Below are 17,135 nucleotides of genomic sequence, written 5' to 3'. Positions count from 1 at the left end.
TGACTATACTTTCGACAAAACTAGACAAAATGGTAAATTTAAACATAGGCAATTTGTAGGTAAATGTATGAAAATATTCATATAAAAATTAAATAAATTAGTACGTACTAGATGTATTTTAATTTGACAATTGTACGTACTAGTACTATAATCTTCAGAAAGTAAGCCCTTTCATAATTAAAAGCTCAATAATACATTGCTTGAACACTTTTAGATGTTAGCAATCACAGTGTAAGTCTATCTTATTATGAAAAGGTATATAATTTAATAGTTTTACAAAAATGGGAGTGTTAAAAAAATGATACAAACTCAAAAGAGCTTTTGGAACTTCGGTGGACTCTTTTTCTTTTACTTTTTTATTTGGGCGACTGTTTTTACATTTTTACCAATATGGCTTGAGGAGCAGGCAGGTTTATCTGCTACAGAATCTGGCTATGTGTTTTCTGCCATGTCATTAGTTGCACTCCTGTATCAGCCGTTCTTTGGAATCTTGTCGGACAAGCTTGTGTTCAAAAAGCATTTGTTTGCTACAGTGGCAGGTGCAGCCATTTTTATGGGTCCGTTTTTCAGTTATGTATTTATTTCTTTATTAGACTTAAATATAATTGCCGGTGCACTTCTTGGCAGCGTTTATTTAAGTTCTGTATTATATGGCGGAGTTGGTGTAATAGAATCATACATAGAAAGGGCTAGCAGGGCTAATAAGTTTGAATATGGACGTGCTCGTCTGTTTGGTTCTGTTGCTGGAGCAACGGCTACCTTCGTCTCAGGGCTTCTTTTCATTGCACATCCTTTCAGCATCTTTTGGGTGGCATCCTTATCAGGAATTGTTCTTAGTATTCTTTTGTATACGGCGAAGATCGACAAAACAGCATCTTTTGCAGCAAAGGAATCTGCGGCAGAGCCGTTGACGAAGGAAGTCATTTTCTCTGTATTTAAGCTAAGGAACTTTTGGATGCTGGGGCTTTTCATCATCGGTACTGCATGCATGTATGATGTATTTGACCAGCAGTTTCCGAATTATTATAAGCAATTTTTTACTACACCTGCTGAAGGAACAAATGTATTCAGCAAGCTTGTTTCACTGCAGATTGGTCTTGAAGCAATCATCATGGTTTTTATGCCGATTCTTATCAATAAGATTGGTGCGAAAAATGGTTTGCTCTTGTTCGGTGCATTAACATTCATTCGTATTTTTGGCAGTGCTGTTGCAATCGGTCCTATTTCCCTATCGATTGTGCGCTTAATTGCAGCTGTTGAAATGCCATTATTGTTAATTTCCATTTTTAAATATATAACAGGTGTATTTGATATTAGACTATCAGCTACCGTATATTTACTAGCATTTAATTTTGCGAAGCAAATTTCCATTATGGTTTTTTCCAGTGTGGCAGGAGGTATGTACTCCACTATCGGCTACCAAAATACATATTATATTTTAAGTGTTGTTGTACTGGTTATTACAATTATGTCAATTTACACTTTAGAAAATGATAAGAAGCATAAAAAGATGAAGGTTTCCGGCAGTTTTTCCCCAATAACTGTGAAAAAATAGTTTCATAAAAAAAAGCATCCATCGGGTGCTTTTTTTATCTTTTGGATAAGGCTGTCAAGAAATACAAAAACCAAACAGCATGGTTTTGTTCATCCATCGCTGCCCTTTTAAATGATTCTTTAATAAAATTATTATTTGTGCTGTCAGAGATTTCTAAATAAAAATCGACAGCTTCTTGTTCGTCTACAAAGGCAGAATTAACTCCTGCATGATAATTTTGCGGGCAGGCTTCTGTAATGGCAGCTGAGTGCTTTTGACCAGTGAGCTCGGTGTAAATATAGGAGAACATATTATAATGGTTGATTTCGTCTCTGCGTATCTCGTTAATTATCTTTCTTTCTCGTTTAGTTGGTGCTAATGATTCTAATTGTTTGTAACAGTGAATAGCGGCATACTCCTCATCTATTGCCTTTGCAATTTTTGCGGCGAGCTCTTTGCTACGCTGTTGAAATGATGCATAGTCATAGTATAAATGCACAATTAATCATCTCCTTGCAGTCGTTATAGGTTACTATATGCCGTCTGGGGATTAAGGAAACATGTCCGATTCTTAAAAGGGGAACCTCATAAATAACGAGGAATATTGTTCAGGGGGGCGATCGAAGTCTATTTCGCTGTTTTTAAAACTCGTACTAGCTTTACATCAGGATTCTTTCGCTGCTTCTGCACCTTTTTAATTCCTTCTGTACCAACCATACTGCCAATCATGCTGATGATTATACTCGAACACATCCATTGCAAGGCATAATAAATGCCAGAACCGACTATTATATCGAGAATCATAATTCTTTTAATCACAGACCCTTCTATTACAACAACAAGAAATACCTGTTCCTTTTTTTTAGCCAATTGCGTCACTCCTTCCCGTTTAGATTATGTGCTGTACTGCTTGGCTTATTCAAAATAAAAAATCACTTCATCATGAGTGACTTTTGATTCAACCTATTTATTGGGCGGAAATTTATCTTAGAACTCATTTTTTTAATCTATTGTTGATTATTTTTTGTGAATTTATAACAGGGGATAAGAGATATAGATGGAATATATAGACAAGAGCTTTTTTAAAAGTTATAGAGAATGGTGGGGGGAATCATGAAAATAAAGACATCTAGGCTGCTAATCCGCGAGTTTAACGATAATGACTGGCAGGATGTAATTCGTTATACTTCCAACAGTAATGTAATGCATTATATCCCTGAAGATGTGATGACGGAAGAGAAAACAAAACAATTTGTGCGGAAAAATCAAGGTCAGTCTGCTGAATATTTTCCTGTCATATTAGCTGTGGAAAATAAGCTGATTGGTCATCTCGGTTTTTTTAAGTACTTCGGTGATCATACCTATGAAATCGGCTGGGTGTTCCATCCTGATTACTGTAACAAGGGCTATGCTTCAGAAGCGGCCAAGGCTATGATTGGATACGGATTTGAACATATGCAGCTTCATCGGATTATCGCCACATGTCAGCCAGAAAATATTGCTTCCTTTAAAGTGATGGAGAAGATTGGCATGCGCAGAGAAGGATATTTTAAAAAATGCATTCCGGCAGGGGAAAACTGGTGGGATGAATACTATTATGCGATATTAAGCGAAGAATGGAAATGAATCAGATTAACCTGTATGTTCAAAGGGGTTGCATAAGCAAACGTATAATCGGCATATTAACCCCTGAACTATGCGCAGCCAAGTTTTACTCTTTGTTGCGCATCAAATAATAAATAAGCAGCTTCTGTGTATTATTCTTAAGGTTTGTATTATAAAAGCGGTGTAGTTCATGATATCCCCTGCAGTAAAAATCATATTCTGTAGCAAATCCGTCATTTTTGCCCCGTTGTACTCTCAATTGATTCCTTTTCATATCCTCCTTGATTACTTTCAAGTCGGCTTGCACCTTCAGCATCGTATGTTCAATCAGATTCAAATAAACATTTTTGATTTTAAAAGAAGTACCCTCTATTTTTTTGCGATCATATTCCAATACAGATAATACAAGGGCAAGATGTACGGATTGGCTGATTAATCTTCGATCTGAATCAAGTATTGCTGTCATGTCCCTAATCTCCTATTCCGCTCTCTTGCTTGAGAGGAGACTAGCAAATGGCACAAAATGAATATGATGCTCTTTATCCTTAATCCGCAGCTCTTTTTTTAGATAATCAATAAAAACAGTCGTTCCATATAGCGAATGAATGGAGTCAGCGAATGTTAGCTTGTATTCAAGCGTCCAGTTATACTCCATTGCTTCATGTATGAGCATGTCGATGTCTGCTGGGAAACCTCCGTCTGTTTCTGCGCTATTCTCAGTATCCTCCTTTTCCGGCAGTTGCCGAGTAATCATTGCAGTCCATTTCATTCTTCCTTTGTCTTTAATCAAGTTATCCATCTCCTTTTGCTCTAAGTAAAATATACCAGAACAAATGTTCTTTATCAAGGTTGATTTGGAACGTTTGTTCGTATATAATATATGCAAGAAGGGAGTGAATTATTAGATGAATCGTCAATTGGAAAGAGCGTTAAAGGAAAACAAAGAAATTGAAATTATTTATATGAGCGGCAATGAAATCTTCTCTAAAAGGACCATTCTTGTTCGGGAAGTGAAGGGTAACTATATTAAAGCCTTTTGTCTGCACAGAAAACAGCCTAGAATTTTTAAACTGGATTCAATTCTCGCAGCTTCTTATCCAGGAATGAGAGGAAGGAAAAATGCATAAAAAACCCTGTAATAGGGATTTAACGTTTTCTTGCTATCCGGGATGCCGGTTAATCTTCTCAACGCCGACGTGAAGATAAAAGGATATTTACGCTAGGTGATGCAAGGAGAATAACAGCGACTTCCTCTCCAAAATAACATTGCAGAAGTTTTAATAGAAGTTTCGCCGATTCCAACCTTTTTAAATCAGTAAGATTGCAGCAATAGCTGAAATCTGTCACCGCATGTGCTACTCCTACACTATTTTTTCCACTTCAAGCAATCAACAAAATATTCGCATGTTTAATTTGCTGATCGTATAAGGCCAACGTACCAGAAAACTTGTGAAAGCTGTAATAGGAGTTATGGCCTCATTTAATTATTTCATCGTTTTTACTGTTGTCATTTTATAGTGAAAGCACTAATTAGCAAGGCAAAGTACTCCTTGATTAGCTATCCTTTAAGAAATTCTAAAATCCTTATTCCAATATAACTTTGCATTCTTTTCCTCTTTAAACTGCTAATTTCTGTGGAGGTGATAGATATTGTATGACGCAGTGCTTTTGTTACATCATTTGTTAGTTTTCCTAAAAAAGGAGCTTCGTCTATAATTGTTAAAATGGAAAAATAAACTAGTGTAAACGGTTAAGAAATGGTGAATTGGATATATTGAAGATATAACCCTATCGTTTTTGTAAAAAAGTTCACAAATTGTTCATAAAAAAGTTGCAAACGCTTACTAATTTTAGTGTATACTATACATATAGTAAATTCTAACTATGATAATTATTTGTGAAAATAGATGAAACAGATAGGAGTATAAGGCAAAGGAGGAGAAGCAATGATCTTAAAGGAGCTGGCAAGAAATCGTCAACTAGTCATTAACTACTATAAAAATGGTCTTTTGCAGACATGCAAAGGCAATGTAGAAATGCTGAATCTGCATGAGCAGACAATTGGCTTAAAAGATGAAAAGGAAAATATCCTGCAGATAAAGCTATCATGGATACATGACATTACACCGACAGCAGGTTGAATACACATATTTTTGCAACCGCTTTCCTCCGAGGGGGCGGTTCTTTTGTAAAAAACCTGTTAGGAAATCTGACAAGATAATATACAGCACTCTCATTATCGTATTATAATGAATTCTCCATAATCAAAAATGGCAGGCTAAGAAGAGTAAGAATAAGTAAGAATAGAACAAAGTATTCGGAATAAAAAAATTTTTTGTAATTTTCCAAAGTACAGGCATCATTTATTTATCAATATTGTAAGCGTTTACTGAGTATTATTTTTTGTTTGAATTATCGAACAATTCTTAAAAAGGGTGTTGACTCTTGTTTCAAATCGGCGTAAGATAACCTCAACAAAAGCAAAACGGAGCTGATAAATACAGCTTTGAACTTTGTTGAAACCATTTGAAATGCTGTTTAAGAAAAATCCTAATAGCCTAAATAAAAGATAATGAAAAATACGATGATGAGGATAAGTAGTTTCTAATTTTGGGATTCCACAGAGAGCCGGTGGTTGCTGAGAACCGGTGAAGCCGATTAGAAATGAACTCACCTCTGAGTGTTAGCTTGAAACACAAAGTGAAGTAGAGCTGACCGAGTGACACGCCACTCGTTACCAAAAACGAACGAACTGTTCATTGAGTGCATACATGTGTTTCATGTATGAATGAGGGTGGTACCGTGGAAAGCTGAAATGGCCTTTTCACCCCTTTGTCTACTTATAAAGTATACATTGGGGGTGTGAAGGCTTTTTTTATGATATAGGTCTATTTTAGCTGTTGTAACATCGTAATCGTGCTGTTTGATCATTGGAGAAAAGGAACCACTTTAATAAGGAGGTTATATTGATGATACAGAAAACCGCCTTTGAAGAGACGAAGGCTAAAACGAAGCCATTAACTGGGGCAGATCTTTTGCTGCAAGCTTTGGAAAAAGAAAATGTGGAATGTATTTTTGGCTATCCAGGAGGAGCAGTACTTCCTATTTATGACAAAATATATGACTCGAAAATATTTCATGTTCTTCCTAGACATGAACAAGGCGGAATACACGCAGCGGAAGGCTATGCACGTATCTCTGGAAAACCAGGTGTTGTGATTGCTACATCAGGACCTGGTGCTACAAATATAGTAACAGGCCTTGCTGATGCAATGATGGATTCGTTGCCACTCGTTGTTTTTACAGGACAGGTAGCTACAGGAGTAATCGGGACAGATGCTTTCCAAGAAGCAGATATTCTTGGGATAACAACACCGATTACAAAATATAATTGCCAAATCAGAAACTTGGAAGACATTCCGAAAATTGTAAAGGAAGCTTTTTATATCGCAACAAGCGGAAGACCAGGTCCAGTGCTTATCGATGTGCCGAAAGACATTGCTGCAACTGTGGCCGAGGAACCGAGGGAGCAGGAAGTGGACTTGCCGGGTTATCAGCCTACAACAAAGCCGAATTATCTGCAAATCCGAAAGCTGACTGAGGCTGTCAGTTCAGCAAAAAAACCAGTTATCCTAGCTGGCGCAGGTGTTATCTTTTCTAAGGCGTCAGAAGAGCTAAAAAGCTATGCTGAGCAGCAGCAAATACCGGTTGTTCACACATTGCTTGGCTTAGGAGGGCTGCCTGCTGATAATTCCTTGTTTGTTGGAATGGGTGGAATGCATGGCTGTTATGCAGCAAACATGGCTTTATATGAGTGTGACTTGCTCATAAATGTCGGTGCGAGATTTGATGACCGTTTAACGGGTAACTTGCAGCATTTTGCACCAAATGCAATCAAGGCCCATATTGATATTGATCCAGCTGAAATTGGCAAAATCATCCCGACAAAAATACCTGTTGTTGCAGATGCAAAAGAGGCTTTAACAGAGCTGATCAGCCAAAATGGTAAGCAATCCGAGCATAAAGACTGGTTAGAAAAGATTGAAAATTGGAAAAAAGACTATCCTTATTATTACGAAAATTCCGACAAGTTGAAACCACAGCAGGTGCTTGAACTTCTTCATGAGAAAACAAACGGCGAGGCAATTGTAACAACAGATGTTGGCCAGCATCAAATGTGGGCAGCTCAGTACTACCGCTTTAAAGACCCTAACAAATGGGTAACTTCAGGCGGACTAGGAACAATGGGCTTCGGATTGCCGTCAAGTATCGGCGCGCAAATTGCCGATAAGGATGCAACAGTCCTTTCAATCAGCGGTGACGGCGGCTTTCAAATGTGCAGTCAGGAATTGGCTCTTATTAGGGAGTTGAATTTGCCAATCAAAATTATCATTTTCAATAACCAGGCATTAGGAATGGTAAGACAATGGCAGGAGTTCTTTTATGAATCACGATTCTCTCACAGTAAAGAATCAGTTCAGCCATCCTTTGTTAAGCTTGCTGAAGCATATGGAATTAAAGGGTATCAAATTTCGAATGTGGAGGATGCTGACAAGATATTGGATGAAGTGCTTCATGACAGGGAGCCGGTTGTTTTAGACTTCCGCATTGATCCAAATGAAAATGTTTATCCAATGATTGCTCCAGGCAAAGGTTTACACGAAATGGTAGGGATGAAGCCATGAAAAGAATAATCAGTTTAACAGTGCTGAATAAATCAGGTGTTTTAAACCGGATTACTAATCTATTTTCGAAGAGAAACTATAATATTGAAAGTATTTCTGTGGGTCATACAGAGCAGGAAGGCGTCTCAAGAATCACATGTGTTGTGCATGTTGATAGTGAAGGAGTCATTGAACAGGTGACGAAACAGCTCAACAAACAAGTCGATATTTTAAAGGTCGTTGATATTACAGACCAGGCTATCGTTGAAAGGGAGCTTGCGCTAATTAAGGTGCTTGCGACGCCTTCAACACGAAATGAGCTTTACTCCTTGATTGAACCTTTCCGGGCATCTGTAATTGATGTGAGCAAAGAGAGCCTTGTCATCCAGATAACCGGCGAATCATCAAAGGTTGAAGCATTCATTGAGTTGATAAGACCATATGGAATTAAAGAAATTGCCAGAACAGGAACAACAGCATTCCCTCGTGGTTCTCAGAAAAACACTAGTCAAAGAAACCATTACTCTATTGTTTAATTAAATTTATATAAAAACAAATCTACTAATAAGGGAGAAATTTAAAATGGCGAAAATGTACTATAACGGAGATGCAAGCTTAGGATATTTTGAAGGAAAAACAGTTGCTGTAATTGGATATGGATCCCAAGGCCATGCACATGCTTTAAATATGAAGGACAGCGGAATAAATGTTATCATCGGCTTACGACAAGGAAAATCATGGGATAAAGCAGCAGAGGACGGCTTTGATGTATATTCAGTAGGCGAAGCGACAGCAAAAGCGGATGTTGTTATGATTTTGCTTCCAGATGAGCAGCAAACAAAGGTTTATAATGAAGAAATTAAACCGAACTTAACAAATCAAGCATTGATGTTTGCACACGGCTTCAATATTCATTTCAGCCAAATCGTACCGCCATCTTCCAGCGATGTATTGTTGGTAGCGCCAAAAGGCCCAGGTCACTTAGTAAGAAGAACGTTTGAACAAGAAGCTGGAGTACCTGCATTATTTGCCATCTACCAAGATGTAACTGGTGAAGCTAGAGAGCTTGCATTAGCTTACGCAAAAGCAATCGGATCATTGCGCGCTGGAGCTTTGGAAACAACATTTAAAGAAGAAACAGAAACAGATTTGTTTGGTGAGCAAGCAGTATTATGCGGTGGTTTGACTGCACTAGTAAAAGCTGGTTTCGAAACATTGGTAGAAGCTGGTTACCAGCCTGAATTAGCATACTTTGAGTGTTTACACGAGCTGAAATTGATTGTTGACCTTATGTATGAAGATGGAATGGCTGGGATGAGATACTCTATCTCAGATACTGCACAATGGGGCGATTTTGTTACAGGACCAAGAATCGTGACAGAAGATGTGAAGAAAGAAATGAAAGCTGTATTGACAGACATCCAAGAAGGGAAGTTTGCAAAAGGCTGGATCTTAGAAAACCAAGCGAACAGACCAGAGTTTAATGCAATTAATGCTAGAGAAAGCGAGCATTTGATTGAGAAAGTCGGCAAAGAACTTCGTTCAATGATGCCGTTTGTAAAAAGTTCACGTAAAAAAGAAGTGGTTGGCAGCGGCCAAAAGTAAAACCTAAATTTATACTGGTTTTGCTTTAAGTTGAGCATAAACAAAGACGGTGCAGGGTTCATTCCCTGGACCGTTCTCTACAAAAAAACAAACACTGGCTGTTCATCCATGGGCTAGGAGGTCGCAATAAATGAAGAAGAAAATTGCTGTATTGCCGGGAGATGGTATCGGACCAGAGATCATCCAAGGTGCAATTGACGTCTTGCAAGTAATAGAAGAAAAATTTGGTCACTCATTTGAGTATGAATATGCTAATATTGGCGGCTGTGCCTTTGAACAAGAAGGAACTCCGTTGTCAGACGCAACGATTTCCCTCTGCAAATCTAGTGATGCCATTATGCTTGGAGCAGTTGGTGGTCCGAAGTGGGATAATCTCCCTGTTTCCCAAAGACCAGAACAAGGTCTGCTTCGCATCAGGAAAGCGCTGAACCTTTTTGCTAATTTAAGACCAACTAAATATTTTGAGAGTTTAGCAGCTGCTTCTCCGCTGCGCCAGGATGTCATTGAAAATGTTGACTTAATTATGGTTAGAGAACTGACTGGCGGTATTTATTTTGGTACTCCTAGTGAAAGAAGATCAATTAACGGAGAACCAGGAGCTGTTGATACACTCCTTTATACAAAAGAAGAAATTGACCGCGTTTTAGAAAAGGCATTTGAAATAGCGAAAACTAGATCTAAAAAGGTTACCTCTGTTGATAAGGCAAACGTGCTAGAGTCAAGCAGACTTTGGAGAGAGTGTGCGAATGAGATGGCAGCGAAATATCCTGAAATTAAGCTTGAGCATATGCTCGTAGATAATGCAGCGATGCAGCTTATCAGCAATCCAAGACAGTTCGATGTAGTAGTCACGGAAAATATGTTTGGAGATATATTAAGTGATGAGGCAAGTGTGTTGACAGGATCATTGGGAATGCTTGCATCTGCGAGTATTTCACAAGCTGGTCCATCCCTTTATGAACCAATTCACGGTTCGGCTCCGGATATCGCTGGACAGAATATTGCTAATCCCTTGGCAACCATCTTGTCTGCAGCAATGATGCTCCGTCTGTCTTTTCATATGGAGCAGGAAGCGCAGGCTATCGAAGATGCAGTAGACCAAGTGCTGACACAAGGCTACCGGACGAAGGATATTCTATCTGCAGATACTACATTGCTTACTACTTCACAAATGGTGGAGCAAGTAAAAGCGGAAATTATCAAAACCCTACAAACAGTTGAAGTAAGATAAATAGAGAGAATGGTAAGAAAATTGGAGAGATACAAAGGATAATATTATATAGAAGAAAAAAGTCGAAAGAAAGGGGAGGACCATAATGGGCAAGTCCATTATTGAAAAAATCTGGGAAAAGCATATTGTTCATCGGGAAGAGGGAAAACCGGATCTGCTGTACATCGATCTTCATTTAGTGCATGAAGTGACATCACCACAGGCATTTTCAGGGCTTAGGATGAAAAACCGCAAAGTCCGCAGACCAGATCGCACCTTTGCTACAATGGACCATAATGTTCCAACAATCAATCGCTTTAAAGTGGATGATGAAGTAGCATTGAATCAAATGACAACATTGGAAAAGAACTGCCTTGAATTTAATGTTCCCTTGGCAAACTTGGAGAGTCCCGAACAAGGTATTGTCCATGTCATTGGTCCAGAGTTAGGACTTACACAGCCAGGAAAAACGATTGTTTGCGGTGACAGCCATACATCAACACATGGTGCATTCGGTGCATTAGCATTCGGAATTGGCACAAGTGAGGTAGAGCATGTATTGGCGACACAAACTTTATGGCAAACAAAGCCGAAAACTCTAAAAGTAGAAGTGAACGGTAAATTGGCTGAAGGTGTTAACGCTAAGGATGTCATTTTGTATGTTCTTTCCAAGCATGGAGTGAACTTTGGAACAGGTCATGTTATTGAATACACTGGTGAGGTTATCAGAAATTTAAGCATGGAAGAAAGAATGACTATTTGCAATATGTCCATTGAAGGCGGAGCAAGAGCTGGGTTGGTTTGTCCGGACGAAACAACATTCAGCTATTTGCGAGGCAGAAAATATGCTCCTGAAAACTTTGAAGAGGCAGTAAAAGCGTGGGAGGAAATTGTGTCAGATGAAGATGCTGTTTATGATCATGTCATTGAAATAGACGGCAGTGATATCGCACCAATGGTAAGCTGGGGAACAAACCCGTCTATGACAGCGAAAGTTGATGACAGAATCCCGACAGAGAATGATTTTGCAGATGAAACAGACCGCCGTGCTTTAAAGAGTGCCCTTCACTATATGGGACTTAAAGAAGGACAAAACATTAAAGATATTGCAATCCAGCATGTTTTCATCGGCTCCTGCACAAATTCTAGAATTGAAGACCTACGTCAGGCAGCAAGTGTAATTAGCGGTCAAAAGGTGCATCCAGGTGTCCGTGCATTAGTCGTACCAGGTTCACAGCAAGTAAAGAAGAAAGCAGAAGAAGAGGGTCTGGATAAAATCTTTACAGAAGCAGGCTTCGAATGGCGAGATGCAGGCTGCAGTATGTGCTTAAGTATGAATAATGATGTTGTCCCAAGTGGAGAGCATTGCGCATCTACCTCTAACCGTAATTTTGAAGGACGACAAGGAGCAGGAGCAAGAACACATCTGGTCAGTCCGGCAATGGCAGCGGCAGCAGCGTTGAATGGACGTTTTGTCGATATAAGAAAAGGCAATGTAGCAGAACTTGTATAAGGAAAAAGGAGGGACGTCCCATGGGCGGTTTTAAGAAATTGGCCGGAAAGGCCGTGGCGATGGATCGTGTAAATGTGGACACAGATCAAATCATCCCTAAACAATTCTTAAAAAGAATTGAAAAAACTGGATTTGGACGCTTTGCTTTCTTTGACTGGCGTTATAAGGAAAATGGTGAACCGAATCCTGAATTTGAGTTGAATTTCCCTGAAAATCAAGGGGCGACTATTTTGGTTGCAAACAAGAACTTCGGCTGCGGATCTTCTAGGGAGCATGCTCCATGGGCGTTGAATGACTACGGCTTCCAAGCTGTAATTGCACCGTCATTTGCCGATATTTTTTATCAGAATTGCTTGAAGAACGGCATGCTGCCTATAGTGCTCGAAGCAGGTGAAGTAGAATACTTGTTAAAGGCGGCAGCGCATCAGCCATATACCCTTCATATAAATTTAGAAGCAGAACAGGTAGAGGATGAAAGCGGCTTTACCGCTAAATTTTCCATTCATCCATACTGGAAGAAAATGCTGATTAATGGCTGGGATGAAATCCAAATTACTTTGCAGTATGAGGATAGTATTACAGCATATGAAAACAACATTAATACATTTGAATTAGCGAAATAACAGAAAAAGAGTTTTCGAACGGTGGATGCTTGATATTGCAGAGATGGAGCTGCATGCAGAATCAAGGTATTTACACCGCAGGAAGCTCCTTTTTCTTTTTTGGAATCTTTAGGCAATGTTGCAATAAAAACGGCAACCATGCTAAACTAGCAAAAAATAGAATAATTAGGGTGTTATGACATGAAGAAACGGGATTTGACCAAAAAAGGCAATATCATCCTTTTCCCTGATTTGGACCAACGTTATTTAGAAAAAGGTTTGGAAGCTGTTCAAGACAGAGATTTCCAGGAGGCTGTTTCCTTCTTAGAGAAGGCAATGGAAATCAATCCTGATAACAGTGAGATAAAAACAGGGCTTGTTTTAAGCTATTATGAGCTGGGCATGCTGCGGGAATCCAAACTAATGGCGAAAAGCATGCTAGAGGAAGGGCAGGGCGATTACCTGCAAGTATTGGATCTATATATGATGATTCTTGTTCAGCTCCATGAATATGATGAGATTGTGTCGACTATTGAAATACTGCTTGAGGACGGACATATCCCAGCCGGAAAAATGGAGCATTTCTCCAAACTTCTCGATTTCAGCAGAAGGATGGCAGCATTAAGCGACACAGCTGAAGAGGAGTATGTATTTGAGGACATAGGCACAGACAAGCTTGAACTGTCTGCCATTCATGATCAGAATGAGATGATGCTGCTTGCAGCCAAATTAGAGAAGGCAAATATACGGCCATACATAGATGAAATAAATGAATACTTGGAAAATCTTGAAGCAAACCCATTTTTCCAGTCTATGCTTTTAAATATCCTGAAAGAGCAGGAGTATGACAAACCGATATGTATAAGGAAATTGGGCAGAGAGATGACTGTTGTCCCTGAAAGTTTGGACGATATCCGTTTCCATAAGCAAGCTGTTGACATCAAGAGTGTTCTAAAAGACCAACTTGAGCATGAGAATCCAGTAATGCTCGAGAATATTAACGCATTGCTTGAACGTCACTTCTTCCTGCTTTTTCCGTTCACACTTGAAGGGAAAACGAGTGCTGTATGGGCAGCTGCCTACCATTCTATCGTTCAAGAGTACTATGGAATGGGTGCTGAAATGGGAGAGGATTTACCTACTCTTTATCATGTTTCTTTTGATGAAGTGGAAGATGCAAAAGCGCTAATTAATAGATTAGAGGAAATTTCTTATCCTAATATGTAGCTTGGATGTTGAAACAACATGAACGTATGATATAATGTAATGGTTGCATTCTTAAAATGCGAGCGTGTATAACATTAGTAGATACCTGCTTTTAGTTATATAGAGCTGACATCTGCCGAGTTATTCGGAGATGTTCGTATCAAAATTCTCTATTAAAATAAAAGTACTATCTAAACAACTGTTAGAAGTATTGAAAAGTAGAATAGATTGTTGGAGGGAAATATAGTTATGTCAGCAAAATGGGAAGCATTAGAAGGGAACCGTGGTGTTCTAACAATTGAATTGGATGCTGAAAAGCTAAACGAAGGTTTAGACCTTGCATTCAAAAAAGTAGTAAAAACAGTTAATATTCCTGGATTCCGTAAAGGGAAAATTCCTCGTGGAATGTTCGAACAACGTTTCGGTATTGAATCATTATACCAAGATGCAATCGATATTCTATTGCCTGAAGCTTATGCTAACGCAATCGATGAAACAGGCATTGAGCCAGTTGATCGTCCAGAAATCGATGTAGAGCAAATCGAAAAAGGAAAAACACTTATCTTCAAAGCAACTGTAACTGTTAAACCAGAAGTTACTTTAGGTGATTACAAAGGCCTAGAAGTAGAAGCTGTTGACACGAATGTTACAGATGAAGATGTAGATGCTGAAATCAAAGCATTGCAAGAAAAACAAGCTGAATTAGTTGTTAAAGAAGATGGGAAAGCTGAATTAGGCGATACAGTTGTTATCGATTTTGAAGGTTTCCAAGACGGAGTTGCTTTCGAAGGCGGCACTGCTGAAAACTTCTCATTAGAACTTGGTTCAGGCCAATTCATCCCAGGCTTCGAAGAGCAATTAGTTGGTCTTGCAGCTGGAGAAAAGAAAGAAGTAGAAGTATCATTCCCAGAAGAGTATCATGCTGCTGAGCTAGCTGGAAAACCTGCTACTTTCAAAGTAACTCTTCATGAAATTAAAGGAAAAGAGCTTCCAGAATTAGATGATGAGTTCGCTAAAGATGTAGATGCTGAAGCAGAAACATTAGCAGAGCTTAAAGAAAAAATCAAAACTCGCCTTGAAGCTGACAGAAAGCATCAAGCTGAACATGCAGTTCGTGACACTGTAGTGGAAAAAGCTGCTGCAAATGCTACAATCGATATCCCATCTGCAATGGTTGATACAGAAATCGACCGCATGATGAACGAATTCGAACAACGTTTGCAAATGCAAGGAATGAACCTTGACCTTTACTTCCAATTCTCAGGTCAAGACGAAGCTGCACTTAAAGAACAAATGAAAGAAGATGCAGGACAACGTGTTCGCGTTAACTTGACTCTAGAAGCTATCGTAAATGCAGAAAACATTTCCGTTTCTGAAGAAGAAGTTACAGCTGAACTAGATAAAATGGCAGAAATGTACAACATGAGCACAGATGCTATTAAACAAGCACTAGGCGGCGTTGAGAATCTGCAAATGGATCTAAAAATCAGAAAAGCAATCGATTTCCTTGTAGAAAACAGCAAAACTGTTGCATAATAGAAGTAGATAAAAATAACTAAGGCGCGAAGTATCGTGCCTTAGTTTTATATTAGTAATAACCAACATATAATAAAGTCACAAGACTTTAATTCCCTCACTTTTCTTGTACAGGAATTTATACATATAAAAAGAGTGGCATATTTCCAGACTTAAAGCAGGCAATTCTGGTTATGCTTAAAAGAAGTACATACGTTTTACCGCAATGGATTACATGGATAGATTTATCCAAGCTGTATCATTTCCTGTACAATCGCTAATGTGGTACAATGCAATACATAACTGTTGTAAAAAAGATAAATAGATGATTAACTTTATAATCCGTGCGGTAAAACATATATATAAGAGTTTTAAGGGGTGAACACATGTTTAAATTTAATGATGAAAAAGGTCAATTAAAATGCTCCTTCTGTGGAAAGACACAGGACCAAGTCCGCAAGCTTGTTGCAGGACCAGGTGTGTACATATGTGATGAATGTATTGAATTATGTACAGAGATAGTGGAAGAGGAGCTTGGAACAGAAGAAGAAGTGGAGTTCAAGGATGTTCCGAAGCCTGCAGAAATCCGCGATATACTTGATGAGTATGTTATTGGACAGGAGCAAGCAAAGAAATCCTTATCTGTAGCCGTATATAACCACTATAAACGTATCAATTCCAACAGCAAAATTGATGATGTTGAACTGTCTAAGAGTAATATTGCTATGATCGGGCCAACAGGAAGCGGTAAAACGCTTTTGGCGCAAACACTGGCAAGAATTCTGAATGTTCCATTCGCAATTGCTGACGCAACATCATTAACAGAAGCTGGTTATGTTGGGGAAGATGTCGAGAACATTCTTTTAAAGCTAATCCAGTCTGCTGATTATGATGTGGAAAAAGCAGAAAAAGGAATCATCTATATCGATGAGATTGATAAAGTGGCCCGCAAATCAGAAAACCCGTCTATTACAAGAGATGTTTCTGGTGAAGGTGTGCAGCAGGCATTGTTGAAAATCCTTGAAGGAACTGTTGCAAGTGTTCCGCCTCAAGGTGGGAGAAAACATCCGCATCAGGAGTTTATCCAAATTGATACAACAAACATCCTTTTCATCTGCGGCGGTGCATTTGATGGCATCGAGCCTATCATTAAAAGACGTCTTGGTCAAAAGGTAATTGGGTTTGGCGGAGAAACGAAAGTGGAAGAAGTGGAAGACAAAGACTTGCTTTCAAAAGTACTTCCAGAAGACTTGCTTCGTTTTGGTCTTATTCCGGAATTCATCGGGCGTCTTCCTGTTATCTCAAGCTTAGGACAGCTTGATGAAGAGGCGCTTGTAGAAATACTGACAAAGCCGAAAAACGCTTTAGTGAAACAGTACAAAAAGATGCTTGAACTAGATAATGTTGAATTGGACTTCGAAGAGGATGCCCTAAGGGAAATTGCGAAAAAAGCAATTGAAAGAAAAACAGGTGCCCGCGGACTTCGTTCCATCATTGAAGGCATTATGCTTGATGTGATGTTTGACCTTCCTTCACGTGAAGATATCGTCAAATGCATTATCACAAAAGAAACAGTAGCGGATAACGCTGCTCCGAAACTTGTATTAGAAGACGGAACAGTTGTTGATAAAGAAACGAAAACATCTGCATAACAACAGTTAGCTGTAACTTAAGGGCTGGA

The 17,135-nt window shown here is 38.9% G+C and carries 17 protein-coding genes and 1 other annotated feature; of the genes, 13 read left to right on the top strand and 4 right to left on the bottom strand.

The window, feature by feature from the left end:
* Positions 1–298: 298 nt before the first annotated feature.
* Positions 299–1,555, top strand: coding sequence for an oligosaccharide MFS transporter (locus L8T27_RS14435; RefSeq protein ID WP_237941778.1), 1,257 nt, complete (start codon positions 299–301; stop codon positions 1,553–1,555).
* A gap of 34 nt (positions 1,556–1,589) precedes the next feature.
* Here L8T27_RS14435 and L8T27_RS14430 read toward each other — a convergent pair whose 3' ends face one another.
* Positions 1,590–2,033, bottom strand: coding sequence for a ferritin-like domain-containing protein (locus L8T27_RS14430; protein WP_237941777.1), 444 nt, complete (start codon positions 2,031–2,033; stop codon positions 1,590–1,592).
* Positions 2,034–2,161: 128 nt separating this feature from the next.
* Positions 2,162–2,404 (bottom strand): hypothetical protein, encoded by a 243-nt coding sequence (locus L8T27_RS14425; protein ID WP_233318290.1) that lies wholly within the window; start codon positions 2,402–2,404, stop codon positions 2,162–2,164.
* A 243-nt stretch (positions 2,405–2,647) separates the two neighbouring features.
* Here L8T27_RS14425 and L8T27_RS14420 point away from each other — a divergent pair, with 243 nt between their 5' ends.
* Positions 2,648–3,160: a GNAT family N-acetyltransferase gene (locus L8T27_RS14420; protein ID WP_237941776.1), complete on the top strand. Its 513-nt coding sequence runs from the start codon at positions 2,648–2,650 to the stop codon at positions 3,158–3,160.
* Positions 3,161–3,245: 85 nt separating this feature from the next.
* Here L8T27_RS14420 and L8T27_RS14415 read toward each other — a convergent pair whose 3' ends face one another.
* On the bottom strand, positions 3,246–3,605 hold the full coding sequence (locus L8T27_RS14415; protein WP_237941775.1) for a YhjD family protein: 360 nt from the start codon (positions 3,603–3,605) through the stop codon (positions 3,246–3,248).
* A gap of 12 nt (positions 3,606–3,617) precedes the next feature.
* Complete coding sequence (locus L8T27_RS14410; protein ID WP_233318297.1) at positions 3,618–3,929, bottom strand: YolD-like family protein; 312 nt, start codon at positions 3,927–3,929, stop codon at positions 3,618–3,620.
* A 115-nt stretch (positions 3,930–4,044) separates the two neighbouring features.
* On the opposite strand from L8T27_RS14410, the gene L8T27_RS14405 reads away from it, so the two are divergent.
* The 11 genes from L8T27_RS14405 to clpX all read left to right on the top strand — a co-directional run bounded on the left by L8T27_RS14405 (position 4,045) and on the right by clpX (position 17,106).
* Complete coding sequence (locus tag L8T27_RS14405; protein ID WP_233318299.1) at positions 4,045–4,266, top strand: WYL domain-containing protein; 222 nt, start codon at positions 4,045–4,047, stop codon at positions 4,264–4,266.
* Positions 4,267–5,085: 819 nt separating this feature from the next.
* The gene (locus L8T27_RS14400) at positions 5,086–5,280 is read left to right on the top strand and encodes a YolD-like family protein (RefSeq protein WP_233318300.1); all 195 of its coding nucleotides are present in this window, start codon (positions 5,086–5,088) and stop codon (positions 5,278–5,280) included.
* Positions 5,281–5,714: 434 nt separating this feature from the next.
* Positions 5,715–5,974, top strand: a binding site (T-box leader).
* Between the two features lie 134 nt (positions 5,975–6,108).
* A complete protein-coding gene (gene ilvB / locus L8T27_RS14395) occupies positions 6,109–7,824 on the top strand; it encodes an acetolactate synthase large subunit (protein WP_233318302.1) in 1,716 nt (571 codons plus the stop codon).
* Entirely contained in the window at positions 7,821–8,339 is a 519-nt protein-coding gene (ilvN, locus tag L8T27_RS14390; protein WP_233318311.1) for an acetolactate synthase small subunit, read from the top strand. Before ilvB ends, ilvN begins: the two co-directional genes overlap by 4 nt.
* 46 nt (positions 8,340–8,385) lie before the next feature.
* The gene (gene ilvC / locus L8T27_RS14385; protein WP_237941774.1) at positions 8,386–9,408 is read left to right on the top strand and encodes a ketol-acid reductoisomerase; all 1,023 of its coding nucleotides are present in this window, start codon (positions 8,386–8,388) and stop codon (positions 9,406–9,408) included.
* Between the two features lie 130 nt (positions 9,409–9,538).
* On the top strand, positions 9,539–10,639 hold the full coding sequence (gene leuB / locus L8T27_RS14380; RefSeq protein ID WP_237941773.1) for a 3-isopropylmalate dehydrogenase: 1,101 nt from the start codon (positions 9,539–9,541) through the stop codon (positions 10,637–10,639).
* Positions 10,640–10,724: 85 nt separating this feature from the next.
* Positions 10,725–12,131 (top strand): 3-isopropylmalate dehydratase large subunit, encoded by a 1,407-nt coding sequence (gene leuC, locus L8T27_RS14375; RefSeq protein WP_233318317.1) that lies wholly within the window; start codon positions 10,725–10,727, stop codon positions 12,129–12,131.
* A gap of 20 nt (positions 12,132–12,151) precedes the next feature.
* Positions 12,152–12,754, top strand: coding sequence for a 3-isopropylmalate dehydratase small subunit (leuD, locus tag L8T27_RS14370; RefSeq protein ID WP_233318319.1), 603 nt, complete (start codon positions 12,152–12,154; stop codon positions 12,752–12,754).
* Positions 12,755–12,934: 180 nt separating this feature from the next.
* The gene (locus L8T27_RS14365) at positions 12,935–13,960 is read left to right on the top strand and encodes a tetratricopeptide repeat protein (protein ID WP_237941772.1); all 1,026 of its coding nucleotides are present in this window, start codon (positions 12,935–12,937) and stop codon (positions 13,958–13,960) included.
* Positions 13,961–14,188: 228 nt separating this feature from the next.
* Positions 14,189–15,475 (top strand): trigger factor, encoded by a 1,287-nt coding sequence (tig, locus tag L8T27_RS14360; RefSeq protein WP_233318323.1) that lies wholly within the window; start codon positions 14,189–14,191, stop codon positions 15,473–15,475.
* 365 nt (positions 15,476–15,840) lie between these two features.
* Positions 15,841–17,106 carry an ATP-dependent protease ATP-binding subunit ClpX gene (gene clpX, locus L8T27_RS14355; protein ID WP_233318325.1) on the top strand — a complete coding sequence of 422 codons (1,266 nt, stop codon included), beginning with the start codon at positions 15,841–15,843 and terminating at the stop codon, positions 17,104–17,106.
* Positions 17,107–17,135 lie beyond the last annotated feature (29 nt).

This window comes from Niallia sp. Man26 (genome assembly GCF_022049065.2).
GTDB lineage: Bacteria > Bacillota > Bacilli > Bacillales > Cytobacillaceae > Niallia.
This window is presented reverse-complemented; position numbering and strand designations above follow the sequence as displayed.